Below are 23,035 nucleotides of genomic sequence, written 5' to 3' on the forward strand. Positions count from 1 at the left end.
AAACGACTAGACGCTATTGCGGTGAAAGTGCTTGGAAAATGTAGGAATTCACCAATGCTCTTTCCATGTACGAAATACAACGATCCCGAGCCAGACTGCTCCGACGATGCCGCCGATCAGCAGCAGGGTCGGCCAGATGGACGTGATTATTTTCGTCGCGCAGTAGACGGCTATAGCGGCGACCAGGATGCTGATGCAAACGCCCTTGAACTTATCCACCATGCCGCCTGGACCTTCAGAGCTCATGCCGGTTACTTCTCTCGGCACTCTGGGCAGGTACAGAAATGGAATAGGCCGGACGTCCCAGCGCCACCAAAATCCGCCCCGCTACCGCCGCCACCACGGGAACCGCCACCGCGTTGCCGAGCTGCCTCATCGCCTGGGCATCAGGCACCGGGAAGACGAAGTCCTCTGGGAACCCCTGCATCAGGCGCATCTCCCGCAGCCCGATCTGCCGGACTGCCCCGTCCACCAGGTAGTGGGACCAGTTGAACCGCGACCCGAACGGCTTGGCGTAGCCGCTGGCCAGGATCGTCTTGCCCACCTTCCGGGCGCAGTCCCCGCCCAGCAGGCCGTCCATCGTGATGGGCAGCGGCACCGGCTCCGGGAACGAAAAGCGTGCCGAACGCTTCCGGAAGCCCACCATGAACAGCCGTGGCCGCAGCTGTGGCAGCCCGAAGTCGCAGGCCCGCAGCACCTTCAGGTGCAGGCCGTACCCCAGGTGCTCATCGAGCAAGCCCTTCATCACCCCGATCGTCCGGCCGCCTTGGTGGGTCAGGAGGCCCCGGACGTTCTCCAGGACAAACGCTTTCGGCCGGGTGGCTTCCAGGATGCGCACGATGTCGAAGAACGCCGTGCCCCTGGCGTCATCGAAGCCGCGCCGTACCCCCGCCTCGGAAAACGGCTGGCAGGGGAACCCGGCGGTCAGGACGTCGTAGGGAGGCAGGTCACTGGCGGAGACGTCGCGGATGTCCCCGGCGAACTGCCCCGCCCCGAACATCTTCGGGAAGCGGTGGTGGAAGTTGGCCTCGAACGTCTTCCTGGCAGCCGGGTCCTTCTCGCTGGCGAATACCGTCTCCGCGCCGACGCCGAGCGTTTCGAACCCGAGCGAGAAGCCGCCGATGCCTGCGTACAGCTCGGCGACTTTCAGCGGTTCGCTTGCTTGTGTCGCTGCGGCCTGGCAGTGCTGACGCTTGGCCATGGCCTGGAGGCCAGGCGGGACAGCGGAACTCCCACGGCCTGCCGGGTTTCCGGGATGGCTATTGGTCATACCGGCCACCGCCGTACCCACGATGTAACCTCGGCGGCAATCGTGCTCGCCAATTCGACGGTGTTGCGGCTGCTGATTGGTGCCTCCTCGAACCGCAGCGTGGCGTAGCGATCCAAGGCGTCGGCCAGTTCCAAGCAGCGGTCGAGCACGAAGTTCACCAGGTCGCCAGCGGCAGCTATGTCATCGCCGAGGGGCGTTGTGGGGCGGGGTTCCGAGGGATGCTCGGAGCGGTTGGCGTCGACGGCGTTTCGGTCGGTTGTCATGCGCTCACCGCCAGATGGGGAATGGCATCCTGGCGAGGCGCGTCCTCGGTGGCCTGCAACTGCTGAAGCAAGTTATCGAGCACCGAGGTATCCACCGTCACCGGGGGAAGCAGCAGGCCGTACACCGGCTCGCCGCTGGCCGGCACCAATTCAGCGTTGATGCCGCATCCCTGGTGGTAGCTCCTGGCCTGCAAGATCAGCTGGTCGGCGGCCTTGATCGGGCCGCTCATCTTGGCCAGTGTGGCATCGTAAATCCGGACTCCGCTTGATTGCAGCAGTTGCAGCCGTGCAACCGCCTGGTCAATCTCCTTCTGCAAGCGCTGTTCAGTGCGCCGTACCGGCATCAGTTGCCGGGCATGGTGGTCGAGTTCGTCCGTCTGGGTCGATCCGTCGCGGTAGTTGACGCCCCAGATCACAAGGTTCAGCGTCATCACAATGACGGCAAAAAATGTGCCGAGGATGGCTCCGGCCAGCCCACTGTTACCAGCAGCGGCAGAGTCGGAAATGATCCGGAAAGCCATGACGATGCCCGAACCGACCGCCACGGCGATGGCCAAGGACAAGTTGACCAGCGGTACCGCGCGGGCCTGCCCCTTCGGCAGGCTGATGTGCCCGAAGTGATCCTTGAACCCCTTGAGATCCCTACCGATGAAGTGAAGACCCACGGCGATAGCGACTGTGCCGAGCATGGCGAAGGCTGCGCTGGTCGTGAGCTGAATAGCACTCTGTCCCAAAGCATTCCAATCGACGTTGAAAACTTCGGCGCAGAAGTACACGAACACCGGCAAATCGAGCACGGTTGCAAACGGCGTCAGGCGCACAAGCCAGCGTGACACGCGGCGGTGCTTCAGGCTGCCCTCGTCAGTCTCCTTGGTGACGATGCTCTGAACCAACGCCATGCGAGCCTCGGCCTGCTGGGCGGTCAGCACCTCACCTTTATCGCCAGTGACGGGTTGTGCAGGCAGCCGTACCAGTTCTGCTCGGAGAATTGCCAACTCACCACGCAGGCCCTCGAACTGCTCCACGGTTTTGGTGAGCTTCTTGGCCCCCTTGTCGCGGATATTTTCCGCTCCGACAACGCCTCTGGATACCACCATGGCTTCCAGATTGCTGTACTTGTTGGCAGCGCGTCTGGTGCCGATGCGCCACTGTTCGGAGACCAACGCCAGCACCATCAGCACCCCGGCCCGCACTCCCTTGAAGGAGATGGGGCCTTGCTTGGCCAGCGAGGTTGTTACCTCGCGTTTGGGGACGCGCTGCTTGGTGTAGTTCTCGGATTCCGCTTCCGCCACAGTCGGTTTCGTGACGGCGCGGGTGGTTCGTGTAGTCATAGGTTGGCTCCTTCGTGCTCGTAGTGGGTGGGGTTTCGGACGGGGAGCAGCTTCACCGCGACGCCAGGCGGTGGAAAGTGAGTTCGGTCCTTCTGTTCGCCTGGGCCTTGATTTCATCGAAGGTGTTATTCGTAAAGTTGGGAATCACCGGCTCGGACGCACCGCGGCCAACGACGTTGCCCAGTGCTTGAGGTGACAGACCGAGCAACAGGAGCCGATCGGCAACAGCCCGCGCCCGCCGGCCGGAGAGGTTGCTGGAATCTCCTGCACCCGTGCCGATGTCGGCAATATGGCCTGCGATGTCCACTGTCAGGTTGCATTTCCGGACTGCATCGACGATCGGTTGCAAGATGGCGTCGGCCTCCGGTCCCAGGGCAGCACTGTCCGGTGCGAACCGAAGTGCCTGATCAGACAGATTTTCAAAGACGGGGCACCCTCCCTCGGTATAACTCGTAGGCACTGGCACGACCGGAACCGGCAACGTGGCAACCGGCGGCTGCATCGACGTCGATTCGTGCGTGGCCTTGCAGGTGGCGTGCATGGCCTGGCAGAGCGGCACCCACAAGTTGTTCTCGATCGCAGTTCGCGCGAACGGCGCCAGTCGCGGTTGGCTGCCTGCGACGATTCCCAGGTTGCGGAAGGTGACGGCGTGCCCGGAGAGGTTCGGCAACTGGCCTTGGCGGGTGATGTTGTCGATGACGCTCACGGACTGGAAATCCCAGCCCAAAATCCGGAGGTCGGTCGGACTCTCGGTGGTAATTCCGCTGCTCAACACAACAATGTCGGACTCCGGAATTTGGCCGGCTCGGTCTAACAGAGGAAGCAACGACAACCCAGGCGCATCGGCGTGGGCGTCTGCCACCAGCTCGGCCAGATCGTCTATGGCGGCGGTGATCTTGCGATCAGCGCTTGCGCTGGCGTGTTCCACCTGGCCGTTGGATCGCATCGGCACAAGATCTTTTTCGATGATCGGGCCGGTTGCCGAGCTGATAATCCGGATGATCGCCTCACCAGGCTTTTTCGCGTGGTGGGCACGCTGGGCAAGTTCGGCACGGAGGTCATCGGAGAGCGCAGGCCGGGGTTCGGCACTCGTGCCCGTTATGACGAGCGTTTCGGACGTTGGGGGCTGCGTAGGGGTGAAAGCGGCGCAAGCGGGCAGGAAGCCGTTGAGTGCGAGCAAGAACAGCAGTGCGACTGCGTGGGCTGTTCGGCCCGTGAAGCGGCGGTCAGGTGATGGTGCCGCCGCTAGATTGAGAGGTGCCATGCGGATACTCCTTTACTGATTCGGAAGATTGGGAGGGGAGGCGGTTCGGGTGGTAGGGCCTGGTGCTCGGGCGGCTACCCGAGCACCAGGCCTGACAGGTGTTAGTCCAGGTCGCTGCCCCCGTTCTCGGCGGTGCCGTCCTGTGGAGTCGAGCCGCCCACACGCACGCTGACCTCAAGACGAAGTGCAGTGAGTGCGGCGAGGGCCAGTGCCCAGGTGGCTGGGTCCTGAAGCTCCATGGCTTGTCTCCCTGTTCGGTTTTCCGACAGCGGTTGCTGCCCACATCCAGGTAAGCGCCACAGGTGGACATCCCACATCTGGCTTGGTGGACATCAGGTGGACATAAGCTCTTGGGATGGCGGAGGATTGGTCGGCCGACGAGGCCGAACTCGCGGAGGATCTTGAGCGGGCGATCATCACGGGACTTTGGGCTATCGGAGACTGGGCGCTCTATCCGAAGCTGTGCGCCGCAGCAGGCCTGTCGGATGCGCTAGACGTGACACCCGATGCATTGCGCGTGTTCTTGCAAGGCAAGCTTGAGGCGGTTCAGCCGGACGAGACGCAGCTACGCATTGGGATGTTGCTTGGACTTGTTCGTGGGCTTTGGGGCAAGCCGCTTGACAATCGACGAACCGCAGTCAGTAAGGCGTTTGGCGAAGAAGGACCAAAAAGCGCTGCTTTGACTGGTAGGAAAAAGCGAAGAAATAAGCAGGCAAAACTTGCCTTGGCCCGCGAGATCTTAAGCAAAAGGCAACCCACAAGAACCGGAACGGATAAGTTGCCGTTCTATGCAAGGCCAATAGAGCAAGGCGAACTACTGAAATGGACCGGAGGCAATGATCGAATAGCGCTGCTGGCAGGGGATAGCGGCAATGGCAAGTCATCAATCGCTATTAAAATATTTGAGCAAGTAGATGAATCCCTGACCATGAGAAAGGTAGCGGTCGACGCTTCAACGCGAGACAGTCAAATCAAGTCTATCAACAAATACGTGGATTCCGATCCGGATGTGAGTCTTTCAGAGCTCCAGCAGAGATTCGCTACCTATCTCAAAAAGCTGCCGCCGCGTTCAATCCTCCTGATCGACAACGCACCAGACTGGGAAGCTATTGAGGTTTTGGTGCTCTGGAGTCATCGAACGATTGTGACAGCCGAGGACGAGAACATCATTCCTTCAGACTTTGGCAGGACCCTTATAAGGGTGGGGCCGCTAAGTCTAGAGTCAGCGACACAGCTTGTTAAATGGTTCCGCAGGAGGGCGGATATCGCCGAAGCAGAACATTTTGCCGAGGCTGTTAATCGTAACCCTCGGATTATTGTCGACTGCCTCGGTATGTTCAGTGAAGAGGATATGTCACTAGAGGACATGTCCGAAGTCGTCGAGGACGATGCTGGAGCGATGTTGGAGACGGCAGGCACGCATACGCGATCGGTTCACAAGCTCTATGGCATCTATTTTCGGCAAACGTTAAAGGATGATCCAGTAGTCCGCTGGTGCATTGCCATTCTTGCTCACTTAAATCAGTCTGTACTGTCCAAGTCAATAGCAGCAAAAACTGCTCAAGAGTTCAGCAGTATGCAAGACAAGGGAAAGGTTATCCATGCAGCATCTGTTGCCGTCCCGTTGACGACGCTGAAATCGAGATTTTTACTCGAACTTACGCGGGATGATATCTATATGCATGGTGTCACAATGCGGCTGTTTCGTAAGGTGACTGAAGATTATCGGCTCAACGTGTATATGGCCGTAGTGTCGCGGTATGTCAGCGACCATTCAAGGTCTCTCGCAACCCTCGATGAAATTCTACCTGGAGAAGCTATTCTCTGGATGCCGACGTTGATGCGTGTGGTACTGAATGTCACATCCGATGATCTATCTGGCTGGTTCTCGAAAGATTTCGTCTTCATCCTAGGCGAGTTGCGTCGCGGCTTTACGCAGCGCGGCGAGTATATTTATGTCCAACACGCACTGGAGCATTTCATCAAAAATAAATCCTTCAGCTTCGTGGAGGATTCGCATCCTGATGCAGAAATTGACGAGTGGTACATGTCAGCCTACGAATTTGGGTTCTTCTCTCGTTCAACGATAATAAAGATGTTTGAGAATTACCCAACAACACCAGGTGCAATTCGAAATTTTTCGCATCTAGTACAGATTAACTGGCTCCTAGCGCGTGCTTCATATGGGATCGACGACTTTAAGGTTGGATTCGAAGATGAGCTAAGAGAGCCCATGGAACTGACTGAAGTAGAATGGGGTGACCGGCTGTACATCGGCGAGATCCACGGCCGCTGCCTTGAGTACCTTGGCCATTTACATACGGCACGGCGTATTGTATTTGATATTATCTCCCATGCGCAAGTATCAACAACTCATGCGATTGATAGTGCTCGCCTTGGTGCCAAGTGCGCTTGCTTGGTTGGCGATCCGCCGGGTGCTGAAAACTACTTCATGATCGCACATCTGCGCTACGGGGCTGCTATTTCGGCCAGATGCCTTACTCGTACCGCCGAAGCCAATTACCTGATTGCATCGGGCTGGTTCCAGCGTGCTGCGGGACAGACTGACCTCAAAGAAATGCAGAAAGCTCGGGACAGTTTTTTTCATGGTGCGTATGCTCTTTACCAGAGTGGTATGCGGCGAGATGCTTTCGCAGCGTACATTGAGGCCGTTGCACTTGATGAGTGGCTGAAGCTCGCAGGGGTACAGGCAGACGGTTGGACTGAAAGTGCAATGCATAATTTTCTCACTGATTTGCACAATGAAGTGGATGAACCACATTTAACGAATCGACGAGAACTCATTTCCGCGATTGCTGCTGGTATTACCTCCGGGTTCGACCAGTCTGCTATAGCAACTATTTCGGGAATCATGGTTCGAGCATCAAGTGATTTTAGTGATATTCGGACAGCTAGCCAAGCTGCCGCGACGATCTTGCACATCGTAGAAGTACTGGGCGAGGCTCCGCGCCTAGAATTATACAAATCAGTGTTCTTAACTACCATGCGGAAGTGGGGAATACAGGAGTACGACCAGGCGGAGCGACAGAAATTCGAATTGTGGGTCGACCATCTAATACGCGAAGACCCGAAGTCACTACTCTTGCTGTAATCTCGACTTGTGATATTCTTCACCACGTCGACGTATTGCGGCATAGTCTGCAATCTCACGCCTGGTAAATGGCCGATCAGGATCAGGAGCCATACATTCGTTCAACGTATTGACGGCATCGCCATACGTTGCCTCGTTGGTTACCATCCACTCCCAGACCTGGCGACCGATTTCGGCATCAGCACTATATAGATTCACGACACCGTCGGTGGCACATTCGATGAATTCAGAATCACCACTGTTTGCTAGACCACGGAGTAAGTCGGCGAGTCGCTGGGGGTCTTCATTGGCTTTCGCCTTAAAGTAAGCATCTGTTTGATCTATAAGAAAATCTTCGCTATTAAAGGCGAGCAAGTCTGTAATGAACTGCTTCGCTTCTTCTAGCTCCGCCTCTGGTGGCGAGGTTGAGGTAGACTCCAAGGGCGAAGGTTGATTTGTGGAAATTTCTTTCATAAACAATACTATTTAAGCATCATCGCTCAATAAAGTCAATAGTAATTGTGCGATTCTGCTATTATTAAATTGAGCAGTTTTGTGATTCTATTGCTTATCCAAGTTCAATGATAACCGCTCCTAAACAACCGGAAACTCCTCGGTTGGCGCATCTTCGTCATCCCACCTATGGTGGCTGCGTCTGACCAGAGGACTTCGACGCTGGGACCGCACCTTGCGTTCGGCCTCACGAGCCCGCTTGGCTCCAACAGAGTGGCGGCCGTCGGACTCGGTTGTCTTCCACCAACAACCAATTCGGAACATGACAGCGGCGACCAGTAGCAGGCTTAGCGGCCAGGCGATTGCAACCATAAGCGCTGGTCACTCCCACAGCCGGGAACACGGCAACGGTGGCAGATCCTCGCTCACGTCGTCATCGACCGTCACCACCAATTCCGGTGACCCCTGCGCCAATTCGTCGGCAACGTTCTGGGCCTGTTCGGCCGATGCCTGGTAATCCAGCTTCAGGGCACCGGATTCGATGTGGATGTGTCGCGGTTGCCTGGGTGCTGGTGCCGTCGCCACCGTGGTCACAAGGCCTCGAAGCCCCGAAACGCACGGCTCACCGCGCTGGCAAACCCCACAATCACACCGACGTACAGACCCACGACGCAGCCCACGCCAAGAAACATCAGGTTCCGCATGCCATCACTCCCGTTCGGTCAGTCGGCCATGGTGGCCGAATTGCCTGGTATCGAGGGTGATTCCGGAACCGGGACCGATCCATACCCGGACCCGTTGGGCGATATACGTCCGGCGTATACCGGGCAACCTGCCGGGGACATAGGCTCGGTGCGCACAGGGGCTATGGCGAATCAAATAATCAGTTCAACCACTATGGAAGGAGACATACCAACTTATGAGTAGCACCACAATCACACCCAGCCAGCGGGCGAAACCGCAGCGGCACAAGGTAACTGGCGACGTTCACCTGTTGCTGCGTCGCGGTAACGAAGTACTGTTCGGCCAGCGTCAGAACACCGGCTACGAGGATGGCGCGTGGCACCTGCCATCCGGCCACCTGGAAGCCGACGAATCGGTTGTCGACGCCCTCATCCGTGAGGCCGAGGAAGAGATTGGCGTTTCGATCAAACCGGAAGACGTGCAGTTCAGCCACATCATGCACAACTCCTCTTCGGGCGGCCGGATGGCGTTTTTCTTCACCGTCCGCACCTGGCAGGGCGAGCCGACCAACCTGGAACCTGAAAAATGCAGCGCCTTGGAATGGTTCGCCGCAGACGCCTTGCCGGATCACATGATCGACTACTGCCAGGTGGCCATGAAGGACATCCAAGGCGGCACGGCCTTCTCGGTTTACGGCTGGTAGAGCCATGACGCTCCAGTCCGGCCCGGTGGTGTGCGTCAGCTACCTGGCGCTGGCGGAGCTGTGGACGGTGCCCCAGTTTCCGCTTGCCAACCACGGGGCAGAAGTCCGAAGTATCGAATGGTCGGTTGCGGCTGATGGTCCGATGACAGCGGCGGTGCTTGCCTCGTTGGGAGCACCGACCCTGTTGATTTCCAACGACATTGGCGACGATGAGCACGGCGGGTTCGTGCACGACTGGCTGGAACAGCGTCACGTTGAACCTGCGTTCGCCATCCGGTCAGAGGTCACTACGCCGCGGATCGTTGTGGCTGCCGATGGTGACCACACACGCACATGGTTCGCTCATCTGCCCGGCGTGGTCGCCAGCCTGGAGCAGGCCGAGTTTTCCACCGTTTCTCGTGCGTCGTTCATCTATCTGGACTGCTACGAACTGATTGAGGCCGCAGCCCTGCGTGTGATCGCGGCCGGCGCCGTCGCCGAGGTGCCCTTGTTACTCAATCTGGGCGGCTCCGAACTATCGGAGGCTGTAGCAGCGGCCGTGGCCGGCTATCCGCGCCTCCTGATCCAAACCAACGTTGACGACGCTCACCACGGGGAAGCATCCGCACTGGCTGAACATTTGTTGGCCGAAACGGGCGCGGCCTGGGTGATCGTGACCGCTGGTGCCTTCGGTGCCGTCGCTGTCAGCCGGACGGAACAAGTTGCCGTGCCAGCGTTTCCGGTACAGGTGCTACATACCCACTGTGCAGGCGCGGCATTTTCCGGTGGTCTGCTCTACGGCGTGCGAGCCGGATGGACTATGCGCCGGAGCATGCAGCTCGGATCGGCCAGTGGGGCACTTCGGTGCGTTCGGCCTCACGGCGACCCCCTTCCTAGCCTCGATGAGATGGAGGCCGTGATCGTGTCGGCCCAGCAATTCCGATCCTCTGTGACCCCGTTGTGGACAGCGGGCAAACTGCGCACTGTTTGATGTCGGCGCCCCGGCGTAGGGTTGTTTTGTGCCCGTCGCGGGGAGCGTTTGCCCCGGTGGATGCATGTATCTAATGGATGCTGTTCCGGCCGGAAGGACCACACCGTGGCGACAAGCAAGAAGGATGCCAGTCTCGCGAGCAAGCAGCTGGCCAACAAGAATGCGACCAAAGCGCAGAAGAGCGTTGCGGCCAGCGACTTGGCCCAAGCCAAGGGAAACAAGGGCAAGAAGAAGTAGCTCCAGTCCAAACGCACCGATCCCCCGGCATGATGCCGGGGGATCGGTGCGTTTGGGTACGGAAACTAGAACACCCCCCACTCCTCCAGCCAGCCCGTCACTTCCGCGAACCGCGTCCGGCTCATCTGCTTCTTCGTGGCTTCCGCCTCGGATTCGTTCCTGGCTCCGTACTGCCACCACGCCTCGTTGGTGTGCCGATCCATCACCAGGAAGCGGTCCTTCACCGCTGGTCCCCGTATCACGAGTGACACCGAAAACGGCTCGGCCACAACGGCATGCACCATCGAGTGATGCAAGGCGTAACTGGTGCCAACCGGCTCATCACGGACTTGCAGCACCGGCAATTTTGCCGGATCAACCTGTTCGTCCAGCTCGGCGTTGCCGAACAAATAATGTCGGTAGTGGCCACGCAAGATCCGGCTGGCGTAGGACCAGCGGTGGTTGTGCGGCCGGTCAAAATAGCCGGGCAGAAAGACGTGCAGGCGGATGCGGACGCCGGTTCTGTCGTCGCTGGCCAGCACGATTTTGTCCAGGATGTCGTAGTGCTCGCACAACTTCAGCAGCTCGGGCCGGTTGGGAAGTTCTTCGAGGCGGGCGCGAACGATACCGGGATTCTGGGCCAGTTCGTCCAGGGCGGCGCGGCACATCATTTCCACTTCGTCGATGTCGTCCCAGTCCAGCCAGGTCAGTTCTCCGAGCACACGATTCATGTCGTCCATTGGGTTTCTCACTCTTCCGGCTTGGCGCTGGATTTCCACAACCGGCAGACGGGCACGATGTCGTCGTAGGCGTCGCACGAGGCTTTGCCCATCACCAATTCCTCGGCCGGGCAGCCGCCCATGCAGGCACCGGCTTTGCAACCGCCGCAGGAACTTTCAGCCAGTGCGCTGGTGAACAGATCGAACTCGTTGGTGCCGTGGTTGAGTTCAACTTGGCCGTCGACCATCTGGGCAAAATTCAGTTCGGTGTCGAACAGGTACGAGCAGACGTAGCACCGGCCATCCGGGAAGATCGAGATCCGATCCAGTGTGCGGCCGATGCACCCCTGGTAGCCCTCGGCGGCGTAGCGCTCCATCTGATCGCGCCGGGCATACGTCGGCTGGTACCAGACCCGTGTTTTGTACTCGGGCGCAACCGAACTCAAGTTGTCGCAGAACTCCACCCATTCCGGTGGCGTCATCGCCATCTCCGCATTGCCGTGGCCGGTGCCGATGGTCGAGAAAACGTGAAACTTCACCAGGCTGACGTTCAGCTGGTCGGCCAGTGCCAGCAGTTGGAGAACATCACCCTCATTTTGCTTGTTGACCGTGCAGATGATGCGCGTATCGAATCCGCGGCCGGTCAGCTCCGCCGTGGTTTCGAGGGCAGTATCGAAAGTGCCCGTGCCCCTGATGGCGTCGTGGCTCTCGACGCTGCCACCATCCAAACTGACCTGGACGTAGGCGAAATCGGCTGGTTCCAACTGCCGGAATTTCTTGAGCGCCGGTTTCTGGGCGTTCGTCGTGGTGATGACGTGCTCGTACCCCAGCTTCCGGCTCATCCGGACGGCCTCGCAGTAGTACGGGTGCAACGTCGGCTCACCACCCAGCAACGTCAATTTGCTGCCACCCAGCCGGCGCCAGGTGCCGAGCGTGTCCACGATCTGGGGAAGCGTCATCTTCATGGCCCGTTCCAGCCGTTCGCCCATGTAGCAGTGCTCGCAGCGCAGCTGGCAGGCTTCGGTGATGTACAGGTAGACGTTGCGAAAACGGCCGTAGGCCACGCGGTCGATCCGTTCCGGCTCCGGAACAGCAACGCCGCGTGGCATCCGCGCGTGGCCGTAGCCGTCGCGTCCGAGTTGTGGCGTGGGGAGAGAAACAGCGGTCATAACGATGCACTCCGTGAAATGAGAAGCGGGGCAAGCAGATTTGCCGCCCCGTCGATGGTGTTGGTGGTGTCGAGCTGGGTGACAGCGATGCCGGAGTCGGTGAAACCGGCGCGGATTCCGGCTGCGGTGTGGTGGTAGCGCTGCAACCGGGCTTTGAACAACCGTGGTGAGTCACCGCGCCTCGGATGCAGCAGGCCGCCGCAGTAGGCGCATTGCCAGGGGTCCTGGCTGCTGGGGACGGCTGGTAGCCGGGGATCGTGGATCGGGTCACGTTCGCAGCGGTGGCAGACTTTGCGGTTTTTGGCCCGCTGCTTCAGCGTTTTGGCGTCGGTCACTACCTCGATGGCTTCGATGTAGCAAGGCGGCGTCAGCGGTGACAGGGTCGTCAGCAGTTGGTCCACCTGGCTGGCCGATCCGGGGAAATTGTCCAGCAGCACCGTGCGAACATCTGGATCAGCCTGTGCCGCTTCAAAATACGAATGCAGCGCAGCGGCCACGGTGAACTCGTCAATCCACCCCAGCCGTTCGCTGCTGGCGGCAGTGGCAGCCAGTACCTCCGTTGGTACGTGCTCGCGCAGGCGGAAAATCCGTCGTCCCGGTGCCGAACCGAGGCGCAAGGTGAGTGTCGTTTTGCCAGCGGCCGGAGGGCCGAATATGGGGACAACGAGGGATAACGCCATGACCTACCCCTTTCTGTAGAGGCCCAGTGGTGTCCGTCGCCAGGATCGGTTTTCCGGCCAACCGCCACCACGACCACGGCGTATGCGGGGTATGTATGAAACGCATATTTGGGGAATCGGCCGGTGGTAACGTCGTCCCACCAGGGCAAACGGGGGTCAAGACGCCCCCAAGACAACGGTTTCGGACGGCCACTATGACGCGCGTACCCGATATGCAGCGCTACTGCGCCCGCTGCGGGAGCAGGCTCAACCGCTACAACGCCGAAACTTTGTGCAGCCCTTGCGGATCAGCTTCTTCTGACGACATCCAGCAACCGCCGTTGGTGCCGCCTGCCTTTTGGCAGGTCGACCAAATGCGCGATGCGCTTAGCACCTGGCACATGGGTCGCGTGATCTTCGCCTACCGGACACATCCGTACCATGGGAAGGCGTTGCCGCAGGAGATCGTTGGCAACTGGCTTGGCCTCACCCAAGCGCAGCTAAGCCGGATCGAAAAAGGAGCGGCACCCGAACAGCTGTCCAAGTTGATCCGGTGGGCACAGATCCTCGGCATCCCTGGGGAACTGCTGTGGTTCAAGTTGCCTGCAGGTTCCAGCGCTACGCTCGAAGACGTGAACCGCCAAGATTTTCTGCGCGCGGCTCTCGGTGTCACGGTGACAGGTGCCGCCGCACCGCTGATCGAGCTGCTAAGCACCATCCAGCCGACGCCGATTCCCTCACAGGTCGGTGCAACCGAAATTGAACAGATCCGCACCACGGCCCGCGAGTTCAGCTCGTGGGATCACACCTACGGCGGCGGCCTGGTCCGTGAGGCTGTTGGTGCCCAGCTGCGGTACGCCGTTAACCTGCTCAACGCCAGGTGCTCGGAGAAGCACCGTGCCGATCTCCAGAGCGCCGTTGGGTTCCTCGGGCACACCGCAGGCTTCATGGCGTTCGATGCTTATGCCCATGCCGACGCGCGCAGTATGTTTCGGCTCGGTTGGACCTGTGCCGAAGAGGCCGGAGACTGGCACCTCCGTGGCAAGGTGCTTTCGTCGATGGCACGCCAAGCGATCTGGTGCAGCAATCCGGACGATGGCCTGACCTTCATTGAACTGGCCATGGTGCGATCGGATCGGCTGACTGCCACCGAACGCGCCATGCTGCATTCCGCCAGAGCCCGCGCACTTGCCAAAGTGAACCGTGTGGAAGAAGCGCTGAAAGCCGTTGGCCAGGCTGATGAGGAATTTTCCCATGCCACACCTGCGAATGATCCGCCGTGGATGGCCTACTACGACGCAGCCCAGCACTCCGGCGATACCGGACACGCACTGTTCGATCTTGCATTGAGCGGTCGGTTTGCCACCGAGGCCAGCAACCGGCTGCGCGCGGCGGTAGAAGGACACACGGATGCGTTTGTTCGCTCCAAAGCCATATCCGGCATCAAGTTGGCCTCGCTGACCATGGCCACTGGCGATCCGCAGGAGGCGGCGGCCCTCGGTACAGCCGCCCTGGTTGATGCTGGTCACATCCGATCCCGGCGGGCTGCTGACGACCTTAGGGAGTTGGCGCGGTTGGCCGGAACGCACGACAAGACAACAGAGGTCGAGGAACTTCAGGTCCATATCGGTACGACGTTGGCGAGCGTATGACCGCTGAACTGGCGGATGCCGAAATGCTAGTGGTCCTGCGAGGGGCATGCTCGCGCGTCGGGTTTGATGCTGCGGACGCCGAACTGCTGCGGCTTGGCGAAAACGCCATCTACAAATTGCCTGGTGACATAGTGGTTCGGATCAGTCGGCCGGGACAACAGGCAGCTGCCCACCGTGAGGTTCAGGTTGCCCGCTGGTTAGAAGCGTCCGGCGTGGAGGCGGTGCAGACCGTGCCCGAGGCCGAACAGCCGGTTGAGATTGACGGTCGCTCGGTGACGTTCTGGCGCGAGTTGCCGCCTCACGAAAACGGAACTCCCGTGCAAGTGGCTACGGCGCTGCGGAAGCTTCATGGCCTGCGGCCGCCAGCCAATTTCACACTGGGAGAGGTTGCGCCGTTCGTTCGTCTTCAAGAACGGATTGAGGCTGCCTCCACTCTGACCGCCGACGATCGTCGGTGGATGCTGGAACACCTTGCGGAACTGCGCCAGCGGTGGGACGACCTTCCGAAAGGGTTGCCGTGGTGCGTGATCCACGGCGATGCCTGGGTTGGCAACGTCGTCTCCACCGATGACGGCCAAGTGATCCTGCTTGATCTGGAGCGCACCTCGATTGGTCCGCCGGAGTGGGATCTGGTACATACGGCAATCAAGTGGAAGTCGTTCGGCTGGATCAGCGAGAAACAGTACGACGAGTTCTGCGATGTATACGAGTATGACGTCACGGACTGGCAAGGGTTCGAGCTGCTGCGGGATATCCGGGAGTTCCGGATGACGACGATGGCCGCACAGAGTGCCACGACGAATCCGGCTGATCGGGAGCAGGCTGTTCATCGGCTGGCTTGTATTCGTGGCGAACAGGGGCCGCGACCGTGGGGAGGCTGGAAAGCCCTCGATTGATGATCGGAATTCTGCCATAAAGATTGACATTGAGAACTGAACGTTATTAACTCGCTGCATGAAGTACGAGGATTTCAATTCACTCACACAGATGCAACGAGACACCCTTCTCGTCTCTATGGTCGTTCGTAACTCCATGGAAGACTTTCATGTCGAGCACTTGAGCGATAAGCAGATGAAGCAGCTCAATCCAATTATTCGTCAAGCAGTCTTCGATGCTCTCAATCTGATTGAGCACGTTCGGCAAAAGGGCGGGCAGTCCGACCCTAAAGCAATGAGGAATCTCGACTTTCAAATCCGGTGTCTTCCGGCTTATTGGGAAACTCCCGAGCGTGTTAGCGAGGGTTTCACTCAATATGAACCTAGAGATCCCAAACGCACGCCGGACTGGGCCGAATCGCCCAATATAAAACCGCTCTATGCGCGGTTCATTCGTCTTGGAGAACTGAAGTATGAATTTGGTGAGGACGCCGTCGCCCAGGTCGAAGCCTATCTATCACGCAGTATCGCGCCAGATGAACCAAGTGCCAACCTGCGCTGGCGGGCTGCAAGGAGCATTATTGATGGGGAGTTGAAAACGGTAGTCCAGGAGCTGAGAGGATTGAAAATATCCCAACAGAAACTTATTGACGCCAGAGGTGAACTTAGTCGGAACGACCTAAGGGAGTACTTCTAGGCCAACGTTTACGGAGTCTATGTCTTTCAACTGACAAGATACCAATACTTACGTCACCTCCGCAGTATTTTCCGGCATCTTAGTAGATGTTATCCGTTTGTTTGGTTCGCGGCTGCGCTTCGACCATATTGCAATATCCTCCAATTGAAACTAAAATAGAGACAGCATGAGCCAAGACGAATTCGCCAAACTATTCAACTATATGGAAAAACGCTTCGACAAGATCGAGGTTGATCTTGCAGCAAAAGCTAACGCCGATGAAATGAACCGTCGGTTCGACGGTATTGCCGCCGCTATTGACGATCAGTCCACCGAGTATGCTGCCATTACGGTGCAGCTCGACCGTCACGAACGCTGGCATCACGAGGTGGCCGATCATGTTGGCCTGACCTTGCAGCATGATGCTTGAATCTCATCCCCGTCCGGGTTTTGACCCGCCGGCTGGACGCATCACCACCCCGCGAGCTTTGAGCGCTGTCCGAACCGCAGTTGCGCCACTGTCAAGCTGCTCGGCAATCGTGACGAGCGACTGCCCCTGTTCGTACAACCCGACCGCCTGATCCGTCTGCTCCTCCGTTAGCGGCTGGTTGCGCATCGTGACGCCGTGGTCGGCCAGCAGCTTCAAAACGCCGCCTTTGGACAGCTGGTACTGCTTGCGCAGCTTCGGGGTTGATGTGCCGCTACGGTAGGCGGCAACCAACTCCGCGATCGTGTCAGGGGAGAGGCGTCGGTCAAGGCGATGGATACGAGCTGATGCCGCCGTTTTCGCTGGTAGGCGCTTCGGTGTTGCTTCCACTCGTTCGATGACCTGGTGCAAGGGGTACCTGGCCACCTGTTTCGAATACGCCGAAACACGGCCCACGACTATCGAACGGTGCAGGTCTTTGACCTGCACCGTTTGTAGTGTTTGATACCTAATTTCCTTTACTCGAACCGTCCAGCAGCGGCGCTGACGCCATCTTCGCGGCGATCAGCCCCTTGCGCGAGATCGCCCTAGGCGTGGGGTGCGCCGCTGCGATTCCAGAGGGAGTCACTGTGGCGGCGGGTTGGTGGAGTCGGGTGTTGAGCTGTAGGCCAACCCTGGATGGGCCGCCTTGGACGAAGCCGAGCTACTGACGCGCGTACAGGTCTGCACTCCAGGCCCATCCACGCCTATGCCCGCGACCTGATGCGCATCGGACACCAGCCGCCGTCGGGGCTGGTCGAGTTCGTACGCCGCGATGGCATCGAGGGCTGGCCGCCCCGCGCCCACGAGGCATGCGCTGACGTTGAGGACCCTACCTCCAATTGATCATCACTTTCGCCTGGCCATAGAGACTGGTTGGTTTTGGTGCGACCCGTGGGTCGTTAGCGTCGCGCGTGACGGTCTTGCAGTCCCTGGCCTCCGACACTTCCGGTCGAGGCAAAGGGTGCAAAATCTGTGACGGCGGCGAGAAGTTGACACGCCCTCAGGAATGGAGTGTGAGGTTCCCCCCGAGCGGTGGACAGATGGTTACACAGCGTTCGCTGCGACTGTCAGGAGAGACCGTTCGTAACGGAGAGGGCTGATGCCGCCGATGGCGGAATGCCTCCTGCTAGTGTTGTAGCGGTCGATCCATTTGTCAACTGCGGCAACGAGTTCGGCCTTCCTGGTGAAGGTGTGACGGTAGTAGAACTCGGGCTTGAAGGTTGACCACAGCGATTCGGCGGGGCTGTTGTCCCAACATATGCCAGTAGCACCCATCGACCGGCGCAGACCGTGGCGGGCGCAGGCCCTCACGGTCAGACCCGCGGTGAACTCGCCGCCACGGTCCGAATGCAGGATCGTGCCGCCCACGCCGCCACCGCGCACGGCGACGGCCTGCTCGATCGCGGTCTCGACCACGTCGGCGCCGATATGGTCGGCGACGGCGTGCCCGAGTACCCGCCGGGTGTGTCCGTCCCGGATCGCGCACAAATACATATCGCCCTCACCGCAGGTCAAGTACGTGAAATCGGTTGTCCACACCGCGTCCGGGCGACCCTGATCGAACACGCGCGACACCAGATCCGGCGGGAACGACGCTTCCGGATCGGCCACCGTCGTACGGACTTTGAACGTGCGCGGGCTGATGCCCTCGATTCCGATCCCGGCCATGATCTTCGCGACGGTCTTGTAGTTCACGACCTCACCGCGCTCACGCAACTCGTCGGTGATCCGCGGGGACCCGTAGGTGCCGTCGGACTCGGCGTGCACATCCACGATCTTCAGCGTCAAGTCCGCACGCCGCTGCTGTCGTGGCGTGAGAACCGTTGTCGCCCTGCGCTTCACGTGCAGGTAGTAGCCCGAAGTCGATACTTTCAGCAACCTCGCCATCCGAGTGATCGAGAATCGTTGTCCTTCAGCCGAACCGGCGATGTCGTCGGGGCCGGCGTACTTCACCATCAGATCGAACAGGGCCGGTTCTTCTGCATCGCGGCAAAGTACGCCGAAGCTTTTGAGAGGAAAGCGTTATCTTTCTTCAGCTCGCTGACTTGCCTTCGGAGCCTGAGCAATTCGGCCCTCTCGGCGGCATCGAGGGGCTTCTCGCCATGCACCTCGCCGCGCCGATCCCGCGCCGCTCGTCTTTCACCCAATTGTTCAGCAAACCATCGTTGAGACCCAGCTCGCGGGCAACTTCGGCGATCGTGCGACCGGAATCGATCACACGATGTGCAGCCTCGACCTTGTACTCGGCCGTGAACGACCGACGCTTGCGAGGAGGCATAAAGACATCCTTCCAACAGGACCAACCGTCCTGTCAAATCGGTGTCCACTACCCGGGGGAACCTCAGTGAGCCGACGGGGTTGTCGAGTCGTTGTCTACCTGCGGTTTCGTGCTAGGAAGTTTCGCACGTGCAGCAGCATCGCTGTGTCCTCGCCCTGATCTGTGGCGAATCTATTCTCTCCCAAACCTTTTTGACGATTTGTCGATGTGAAGCCCCTGATCCGTTCTTCCTGGATCGGGGGCTTGTCTGTTTGCCATATTCCTGCCGCCGCTCCGTATCGGAGATGCCTGTCGCTGCGCCGTGAAACGACGGCGAGATGGCGAGCTTCGATGCTGAGTGCTGTTCGCGCAGTGTGTGATTCGGCAACACGCACCGGTTCGACGTGGATCGACCGGGCCCCAATCTCCTGAGGTGTAATGAAATGACCTACCCCTGCATCGCGACCGGAACTGCCCTACCGGCCGGGCTGATGCGATCCTCGCAGACCCTGCTATCGATCAGGCGTCAGCGACTGTGGAGCCCCATCCCTAACGTGGGAAACACGTTGGGGTCGGGCGGTTTCCGTGCGGGAGAGCTCGGATGAGCGGCGATGATTGGATCGGTCGGCGTCGGGGATCCGCGGATTCGCCCATCCCGCCCTTCACTCCCGGTCGGTTGGCGAGCCCGGAGCCTGACGATGGGCTATCCGAGGGTGCCGGAGGCAGGGCCTACACCTTCGATGGGATGAATCCGTACTCTGCGGCGCGGATGCTCGAGCGGATCGAGGCACGTCGTGGCTTGACCGAGCACGCCAAAACCTTGGTGCAGGCATACGATTCCGCGCCACGATCGGTGCTCGCTGGTCCGCAGCTGCCAGATTCGGTTGCATCGACCACCCCGAACGATTCGCCGGTCATAAAGCCGGTCAGCGCGGTCACCGGGCCGGGGGCTCCTCCGGTGTCGCCTGAACAGCAGGCGCAGGACAACCAGGATCGCCTCGATGAGTGGAACCGGATGCATCCCAACGGTCAATCTCAGTTGCCGCCGGCGCCGGTCCAGCCCGACACCACCGCGAATACGACGAAGACAGCCTCACCGACTACGGCGGTACCCGCTCCCGCAACGCCCGCTACCCCAGAGCCGGCCACCACCCCACCCGCCACGACCCCGCCCGCCGCAAGACCGCCGACCGCAACCGCACCGGTCACCGACACGGTCCAGCCGGTCGACCCGTTGATCCAGCAGATGCTCGGCGTCGCCGGTCCAAGCCAGCCCCCTGTCCCCGCCTCCGAGGTCGGGTCACTGTCTTGGCTGTTGACTGAGGTCAACAAACCAAAGCCGGAAACCACGACCCCCGTTGACAAGCCGGGCATCAGCGTCACCGCGGAGGCGACAGTCGGCGTCTCGCAGGCAGCGCCGACTGCAGCGACCCAGGCCGATCTGGATACCAGCCGAGTCGAACGGATCGTGCCTACCGGTGTGGAGTTGCCCGTGCGTGGCGGTGCGGCAGCGGAATGGATCGACGGCAACGGCAGTCGAGGGTCGCTACGTATCGATGAGTTCGGGCAGCGCTATTGGCGATTCCTGCAGTCCAACGGCCGGGTTATCGAGGTCACCGAAGGTGGCGGTAGCGATGGCGGTGACCGTCCCTGGACGCACACCGAGATCACCGAACCCGAGCAGCAAACACCGCGCGTCGACACATATGACACCGTCGGTGTCACCGCTTATGCCGACACCGTCGACGGTGTGGATACTCGCTATCTGCGTTTCCAAGGTGGTGACTCCGGTCGCGAAGAACACGGCACCGACAGCCAGGACCGGCCGTGGACCAAAACCACCCAGGCCACCGGCATCGGTGACTTCACCACCACCAAAACACAAAGCGGCACCCTTTGGCAGACCCCAGCGGGAGTGGACAACAAGATCCACACCCGCTACGTGGGCAACGACAGAACCGAAGCCGAGCAAGTTATCCCGCGCGATCCGTGGGAGCCCGGCCCGGGGTTCACGACCTTGCCTGGTGGGGTGACCCAACACTTCACCACCCGCGACGGTGCCATCACCGGCGGAAGATACACCGACAGCGACGGTACCGACCTGGGCAGCTACCAGGTCGTCAACGGTGTCATCACGTTCTTCGCCAGCTCGCAGAACATCGCGAAGAACTGGAGCGCGCAAGGCATCTCGTCCCTGCGGGTAGAGATCGGGCCTGACGGCAAACCTCGGACCTACTACCGGGTCGTGAACGTCGCCGACGAACAAGTCCGGGACGGCCAACCCGGCGACCTTCCCGGCTGGATCAGCACAGGACCACCCCAGAAGGGGCCCGCCTTCGAAGGACCCAGGCATTCGATCAATGTCCTTGGAGACGTCGTCGGCGAGAAAGTTGTCGGACCGTTCATCGCCCTGTCCCGCCCCGTCGCCACCCCACAGGGCCTCACCTTCGCCCCCTACCAGCCACCACCAGAGAAACAGCACACCGCCGGCGAAGTGTTCCGGGCCGCAGTCGATGTCGTCACCCTCGCCACCATATTCCTCCCGGTGCCCCCGATAGCTCCGCTCCTGTCTCGCGCCGCCCTCGCCGGACGCGCTGTTCTGTCCGGTACGTCAACTGTTGGGCGGGCCGCGATCACTGGAGCAGAGACCTTCGGAAAAGCCACAGTGTCCAGTGCGGCAGTCATCGGAAGTGCGGCACTGTCCGGTGCGGCGAGCGTCGGACGTGCCGCACTGTCCGGCGCCGCCGTCATCGGACGCCCAGCAATCGCCGGCCTGCAGAAGGTCATTGGTGCCGCAGCGCAGCGCCTCGGCGAGCTGGGGCGCATCCTAGGCCGTGGAGCCGACGATGTACCGGTGCTGGTCCGCCACGATAACAACTTCACATCGACGGTGAATGATTTCGGAAGGACCCCGCTAAAGAAGTCGTACATCGATAGCGGCGGCAACCTCGTTCCTGCGAACAAGAATGGCAATACCGAAGCATGGCAGCACATTCTGGGTGGTAAGAACAGGGCCGCGAAAGAAGACAGCCCGTTTACCTCATTCAGCGTCAAGGACGGCACTGGAAAGGTCTACGGGAGTCAAGAGATCGCCGTCGATGTTGGCAAACTTCGAAAGGCCATCAACAACGGCAAAGCCAATGATGTCCAGTTACTTTCGCCCAAAGAAGTACAGGTTTCGCTGCAGCAGGAGATCAACAGGTTGACCAAGGGACATCAGACCGAGGTCAATCTGCCGGTCAGTGCCACGCCCGCTGACGTCGAGAGATTTGTGGCCGGCGAGGTCCAACGGCTCGCAGACGACGGTGTTGTGATCAGCAGGAAGGACCGCGAACGCCTGGTAGGTCGTGTGCAGGCAATGCTCAACACCCGTCGGGACGGCGAGTGGCTGATCAAGGGTGTGGTGCCACGGAAGTTCATCACCGGCCCATACAATGTCACCCCGAACTGAAGATTGTGGGAGGAACCATGCCGGACAAGTCGATTCAAGACTTGCTCTTCACTGATTTCGATGGCGCGTCGGTAGAGGATCCCGACGATGTCATCCTCGAGGCTCTCGACGACCCTCGCTATCAGCAACGAGTCGCTCCGCTTACTGAATTTCTCGAAACAGGGTCGAACCCGCCCTACGATCGCTTCTTGGCGTGCTGTGCACTGGCCTCGTGGGCTGAACCTGCTGGCTACCGTGCGATTGTCGAGGCAGCACAGGCCGGCGATGAGACAGCCTGGTACGGCGAACTTGTCGAGCGCCGGTACTCCGTGGATGAAACGTTCGTCGAACTTGCTGGCGCCGTGCGGATCAGCAAAGACTTCGCTCGTGAAAAGTCCACCGAGGGCGACCGATTGGCCGCGTTACGCGCACTGGTCGGGATCGCCGACCGCTGCTACTTCGACTGGCAGCTCGCCGCAGCGATCGACGACAGTACCGCTATCGCAGTCTGTGACGACGTCGCCGCGACCGTGCGGCGCGGAATCGCCGCGCTCACTCACGGCGAACGGCAACCCTTCGACCTCGGTGCCCAACTGTCGGAATTGGTGGTTTCCCTCATCACCGTGGACGAGTCGACAACTGTTCAGCTCGGCTACGAATTGGCCCGAATCGATACTGCTCCTGGCACTCTCATGCGCCTCGCCGCGATCGCGTCGCATGGGGGGACACTGGCTAGCCGATCATTCGGTGAGTATCTCGGCACCATCGGCGATGATCAGGTGCGGGCCGTGGCGGCACAAATCACGGCGAGGCGGGCTGACTAGCCGCGAGTTGAGCGTGCCGGTATGTTGTCCGTTGCTACGGCTATGTGACGAACTCCTGCT

Annotated in this window: 25 protein-coding genes; 10 read left to right on the forward strand and 15 right to left on the reverse strand. The window is 60.0% G+C overall.

The window, feature by feature from the left end; translation table 11 throughout:
* Window positions 1-48: 48 nt before the first annotated feature.
* From ACIBCN_RS19900 to ACIBCN_RS19920, 5 genes are all read right to left on the reverse strand, one after another.
* On the reverse strand, window positions 49-246 hold the full coding sequence (locus tag ACIBCN_RS19900) for a hypothetical protein (RefSeq protein WP_396993045.1): 198 nt from the start codon (window positions 244-246) through the stop codon (window positions 49-51).
* Window positions 236-1,201, reverse strand: coding sequence for a DNA cytosine methyltransferase (locus ACIBCN_RS19905; protein ID WP_396993046.1), 966 nt, complete (start codon window positions 1,199-1,201; stop codon window positions 236-238). The genes ACIBCN_RS19900 and ACIBCN_RS19905 overlap by 11 nt, the downstream gene beginning before the upstream one ends.
* 65 nt (window positions 1,202-1,266) lie before the next feature.
* A complete protein-coding gene (locus tag ACIBCN_RS19910) occupies window positions 1,267-1,533 on the reverse strand; it encodes a hypothetical protein (RefSeq protein WP_396993047.1) in 267 nt (88 codons plus the stop codon).
* Window positions 1,530-2,864: a hypothetical protein gene (locus ACIBCN_RS19915; protein WP_396993048.1), complete on the reverse strand. Its 1,335-nt coding sequence runs from the start codon at window positions 2,862-2,864 to the stop codon at window positions 1,530-1,532. Before ACIBCN_RS19915 ends, ACIBCN_RS19910 begins: the two co-directional genes overlap by 4 nt.
* 52 nt (window positions 2,865-2,916) lie before the next feature.
* Window positions 2,917-4,128, reverse strand: a complete 1,212-nt coding sequence (locus ACIBCN_RS19920) for an OmpA family protein (RefSeq protein WP_396993049.1) — start codon at window positions 4,126-4,128, stop codon at window positions 2,917-2,919.
* Between the two features lie 355 nt (window positions 4,129-4,483).
* Here ACIBCN_RS19920 and ACIBCN_RS19925 point away from each other — a divergent pair, with 355 nt between their 5' ends.
* Entirely contained in the window at window positions 4,484-7,240 is a 2,757-nt protein-coding gene (locus ACIBCN_RS19925; RefSeq protein WP_396993050.1) for a hypothetical protein, read from the forward strand.
* On the opposite strand, the gene ACIBCN_RS19930 is transcribed toward ACIBCN_RS19925, so the two are convergent.
* Both ACIBCN_RS19930 and ACIBCN_RS19935 read right to left on the reverse strand, forming a co-directional pair.
* Window positions 7,226-7,693 (reverse strand): hypothetical protein, encoded by a 468-nt coding sequence (locus ACIBCN_RS19930; RefSeq protein WP_396993051.1) that lies wholly within the window; start codon window positions 7,691-7,693, stop codon window positions 7,226-7,228. The two genes, ACIBCN_RS19925 and ACIBCN_RS19930, sit on opposite strands and share 15 nt — an antisense overlap.
* Before the next feature lie 360 nt (window positions 7,694-8,053).
* Window positions 8,054-8,266, reverse strand: a complete 213-nt coding sequence (locus tag ACIBCN_RS19935) for a hypothetical protein (protein ID WP_396993052.1) — start codon at window positions 8,264-8,266, stop codon at window positions 8,054-8,056.
* Between the two features lie 325 nt (window positions 8,267-8,591).
* Here ACIBCN_RS19935 and ACIBCN_RS19940 point away from each other — a divergent pair, with 325 nt between their 5' ends.
* The 3 genes from ACIBCN_RS19940 (at window position 8,592) to ACIBCN_RS19950 (ending at window position 10,266) form a co-directional block, all read left to right on the forward strand.
* Entirely contained in the window at window positions 8,592-9,059 is a 468-nt protein-coding gene (locus ACIBCN_RS19940; RefSeq protein ID WP_396993053.1) for an NUDIX domain-containing protein, read from the forward strand.
* A 4-nt stretch (window positions 9,060-9,063) separates the two neighbouring features.
* Window positions 9,064-10,029: a carbohydrate kinase family protein gene (locus tag ACIBCN_RS19945; protein WP_396993054.1), complete on the forward strand. Its 966-nt coding sequence runs from the start codon at window positions 9,064-9,066 to the stop codon at window positions 10,027-10,029.
* A 105-nt stretch (window positions 10,030-10,134) separates the two neighbouring features.
* The gene (locus ACIBCN_RS19950; protein WP_396993055.1) at window positions 10,135-10,266 is read left to right on the forward strand and encodes a hypothetical protein; all 132 of its coding nucleotides are present in this window, start codon (window positions 10,135-10,137) and stop codon (window positions 10,264-10,266) included.
* Window positions 10,267-10,331: 65 nt separating this feature from the next.
* On the opposite strand, the gene ACIBCN_RS19955 is transcribed toward ACIBCN_RS19950, so the two are convergent.
* From ACIBCN_RS19955 to ACIBCN_RS19965, 3 genes are read right to left on the reverse strand one after another with little or no spacing between them, the layout of a single operon-like run.
* Complete coding sequence (locus ACIBCN_RS19955; protein ID WP_396993056.1) at window positions 10,332-10,985, reverse strand: hypothetical protein; 654 nt, start codon at window positions 10,983-10,985, stop codon at window positions 10,332-10,334.
* An 8-nt stretch (window positions 10,986-10,993) separates the two neighbouring features.
* On the reverse strand, window positions 10,994-12,133 hold the full coding sequence (locus tag ACIBCN_RS19960; RefSeq protein ID WP_396993057.1) for a radical SAM protein: 1,140 nt from the start codon (window positions 12,131-12,133) through the stop codon (window positions 10,994-10,996).
* Window positions 12,130-12,813: a hypothetical protein gene (locus tag ACIBCN_RS19965; RefSeq protein ID WP_396993058.1), complete on the reverse strand. Its 684-nt coding sequence runs from the start codon at window positions 12,811-12,813 to the stop codon at window positions 12,130-12,132. Before ACIBCN_RS19965 ends, ACIBCN_RS19960 begins: the two co-directional genes overlap by 4 nt.
* A 194-nt stretch (window positions 12,814-13,007) precedes the next feature.
* Between ACIBCN_RS19965 and ACIBCN_RS19970 the strand changes: the two genes are divergently transcribed.
* From ACIBCN_RS19970 to ACIBCN_RS19985, 4 genes are all read left to right on the forward strand, one after another.
* The gene (locus tag ACIBCN_RS19970) at window positions 13,008-14,444 is read left to right on the forward strand and encodes an XRE family transcriptional regulator (RefSeq protein WP_396993059.1); all 1,437 of its coding nucleotides are present in this window, start codon (window positions 13,008-13,010) and stop codon (window positions 14,442-14,444) included.
* Window positions 14,441-15,340, forward strand: coding sequence for a phosphotransferase family protein (locus ACIBCN_RS19975; RefSeq protein ID WP_396993060.1), 900 nt, complete (start codon window positions 14,441-14,443; stop codon window positions 15,338-15,340). The genes ACIBCN_RS19970 and ACIBCN_RS19975 overlap by 4 nt, the downstream gene beginning before the upstream one ends.
* 58 nt (window positions 15,341-15,398) lie before the next feature.
* The gene (locus ACIBCN_RS19980) at window positions 15,399-16,016 is read left to right on the forward strand and encodes a hypothetical protein (protein WP_396993061.1); all 618 of its coding nucleotides are present in this window, start codon (window positions 15,399-15,401) and stop codon (window positions 16,014-16,016) included.
* 166 nt (window positions 16,017-16,182) lie between these two features.
* A complete protein-coding gene (locus tag ACIBCN_RS19985; protein ID WP_396993062.1) occupies window positions 16,183-16,425 on the forward strand; it encodes a hypothetical protein in 243 nt (80 codons plus the stop codon).
* Window positions 16,426-16,428: 3 nt separating this feature from the next.
* Here the strand turns inward: ACIBCN_RS19985 and ACIBCN_RS19990 are convergent, their stop codons facing one another.
* The 5 genes from ACIBCN_RS19990 to ACIBCN_RS20010 form a co-directional block, all read right to left on the reverse strand.
* Window positions 16,429-16,911, reverse strand: a complete 483-nt coding sequence (locus ACIBCN_RS19990; RefSeq protein ID WP_396993063.1) for a helix-turn-helix domain-containing protein — start codon at window positions 16,909-16,911, stop codon at window positions 16,429-16,431.
* A 597-nt stretch (window positions 16,912-17,508) separates the two neighbouring features.
* Window positions 17,509-18,420 carry an IS3 family transposase gene (locus ACIBCN_RS19995; RefSeq protein WP_396993064.1) on the reverse strand — a complete coding sequence of 304 codons (912 nt, stop codon included), beginning with the start codon at window positions 18,418-18,420 and terminating at the stop codon, window positions 17,509-17,511.
* A gap of 76 nt (window positions 18,421-18,496) precedes the next feature.
* On the reverse strand, window positions 18,497-18,742 hold the full coding sequence (locus ACIBCN_RS20000; protein ID WP_396993065.1) for a transposase: 246 nt from the start codon (window positions 18,740-18,742) through the stop codon (window positions 18,497-18,499).
* A gap of 708 nt (window positions 18,743-19,450) precedes the next feature.
* Window positions 19,451-19,660 (reverse strand): hypothetical protein, encoded by a 210-nt coding sequence (locus ACIBCN_RS20005; RefSeq protein ID WP_396993066.1) that lies wholly within the window; start codon window positions 19,658-19,660, stop codon window positions 19,451-19,453.
* 96 nt (window positions 19,661-19,756) lie between these two features.
* The gene (locus tag ACIBCN_RS20010) at window positions 19,757-20,050 is read right to left on the reverse strand and encodes a hypothetical protein (protein ID WP_396993067.1); all 294 of its coding nucleotides are present in this window, start codon (window positions 20,048-20,050) and stop codon (window positions 19,757-19,759) included.
* On the opposite strand from ACIBCN_RS20010, the gene ACIBCN_RS20015 reads away from it, so the two are divergent.
* Window positions 20,037-22,172, forward strand: coding sequence for a hypothetical protein (locus ACIBCN_RS20015; protein ID WP_396993068.1), 2,136 nt, complete (start codon window positions 20,037-20,039; stop codon window positions 22,170-22,172). The two genes, ACIBCN_RS20010 and ACIBCN_RS20015, sit on opposite strands and share 14 nt — an antisense overlap.
* Window positions 22,106-22,975 carry a hypothetical protein gene (locus ACIBCN_RS20020; RefSeq protein WP_396993069.1) on the forward strand — a complete coding sequence of 290 codons (870 nt, stop codon included), beginning with the start codon at window positions 22,106-22,108 and terminating at the stop codon, window positions 22,973-22,975. Before ACIBCN_RS20015 ends, ACIBCN_RS20020 begins: the two co-directional genes overlap by 67 nt.
* Window positions 22,976-23,035 lie beyond the last annotated feature (60 nt).

This window comes from Nocardia sp. NPDC051052 (assembly GCF_044456045.1).
Classification (GTDB): Bacteria; Actinomycetota; Actinomycetes; order Mycobacteriales; family Mycobacteriaceae; genus Nocardia.